Origin of the sequence: Psychrobacter halodurans (assembly GCF_017498075.1) — a bacterium.
Taxonomy (GTDB): Bacteria; Pseudomonadota; Gammaproteobacteria; order Pseudomonadales; family Moraxellaceae; genus Psychrobacter; species Psychrobacter celer.
On sequence record NZ_JAGBKN010000053.1, the window covers coordinates 1 to 1,660 of the forward strand.

Below are 1,660 nucleotides of genomic sequence, written 5' to 3' on the forward strand. Positions count from 1 at the left end.
TGCATACGGAAATCTAGTGAGTAAGTCATGGTCTTTATAATAACAATTGGGTTTGATAATTAGTTTATAACACTTTTATATGGTCTTGACTATATTTGTCTGCGTCGGCACATAAAGAACATGGATGTTAGTAGGACTGATGCTTATTTTAAAATAGATTAACGATAACTCATTAAAAAATCAGTCTTATGAGGAATACTCATGCAAAAAGAAAGTACTTTTAATTGGCCATAAAACGATATTTATATGCTGTTAATATTGTTAATTTTATATTATTTATGCTTAGAAATAAATTTTTGATAAGATTTGGGTGTCATACCAAACCATAATTTAAAAGCTTTAAAAAATTGACTATGAGATTTATAACCCAAAAGGTAAGCAATGTCCGTTGTTGATAGCTGTTTTTCCTTCAAGTATTTCTCAACCAACCGTTTTCTAACTTTGTCTAAAATTTCTTGAAATGAAGTATTTTCTTCATAAAGCTTTCTTTTTAACGTACTTACACTGATATTCATCGACTGTGCTACATAGCTTCGGGTTGGTAAGCTGACACCCATCATTGTATCAATAATCATCTCACAGCGTGCTTCGTAACTCATCTCAGGAAACTCTGCTGATACTATATTAAATAAGGAATTAATAAAGAACCTTTTACCCACATCTTCTTCGGACTTTACTAGTAAGCCTGCAGCATTTTTATAATGATTCTTACACTGAAGGTCATAGACTAAACTGGTTGTATCACTAAACTCAATGGGCACCCTAAAAGTTGATAGATAACACTCCTTCTCATAAGGAGTATTTCGATGCGATATATATACTTTTTTTAATATATCAGGATGAAATGCTTCCATGACTCGATAGATCAATATCATAGCACCATCGATCTGATTTTTACTCATTCTTTCAGTCACACTAGAGATGAAGTCAAAACGAATCGATTCTTTTTCTGCTGTAATTACAACACTAATCGATTGTGTAATTAAGAAGAAAAAGAAACGTACGATTCGGCATACTAGCAAAAAAGGTAGCTTATTCATTGTTTCATTAAAAGGTCTGATACAGTCGCTAACTGCTTTATAAAAGGGCAAAGACTCAATGTCTACTAACATATTTAGTTTTAATCCTAAATAATTATCTTGTAGAACATCTGACAATATATGAACCTCCTTCACGACATCAACTACAGGTACTCGATTTCCCTGGTAATTATCTAAAGGCAAAAAATTATCTATAACTTTAGGAATATCGTTTTCACGTCCTTTCTCAAACAAATATAAAGTTGCAGCTTGTCTTATAGCTAGCATGATACTTTTATGAGTACTGCTTACAGTCTCTATCATCTTTTACCTTAATTATGAATAGTTATTATTTATTCCAATTTAATAAATCAACCGATATTTACTATAGGCAATAATGCTATAGTGAATTTAGTATAAAAACGATATAGTGAGACTAGGATGAATTTTATGCAGCATCGATCAGCACAGACACAGCACGCCAGAAAAACTCATACCAGTTCCTCGTTGAAATATAATGCCTCTACTTTATTTAGAGTCGACTATATATAGTCAAGACCATATAAAAGTGTTATAAACTAATTATCAAACCCAATTGTTATTATAAAGACCATGACTTACTCACTAGATTTCCGTATGCA

1 protein-coding gene is annotated in these 1,660 nt (G+C 31.6%); it reads right to left on the minus strand.

The genetic code is table 11. From position 1 onward, the window contains the following. Nucleotides 1-272: 272 nt before the first annotated feature. The gene (locus J3491_RS11880) at nucleotides 273-1,343 is read right to left on the minus strand and encodes a helix-turn-helix domain-containing protein (RefSeq protein ID WP_207970354.1); all 1,071 of its coding nucleotides are present in this window, start codon (nucleotides 1,341-1,343) and stop codon (nucleotides 273-275) included. Nucleotides 1,344-1,660 lie beyond the last annotated feature (317 nt).

Excerpts from the sequence above, each read along its gene's own strand:
- J3491_RS11880 (WP_207970354.1), bottom strand. The coding sequence starts at position 1,343 with ATGATAGAGACTGTAAGCAGTACTCATAAAAGTATCATGCTAGCTATA.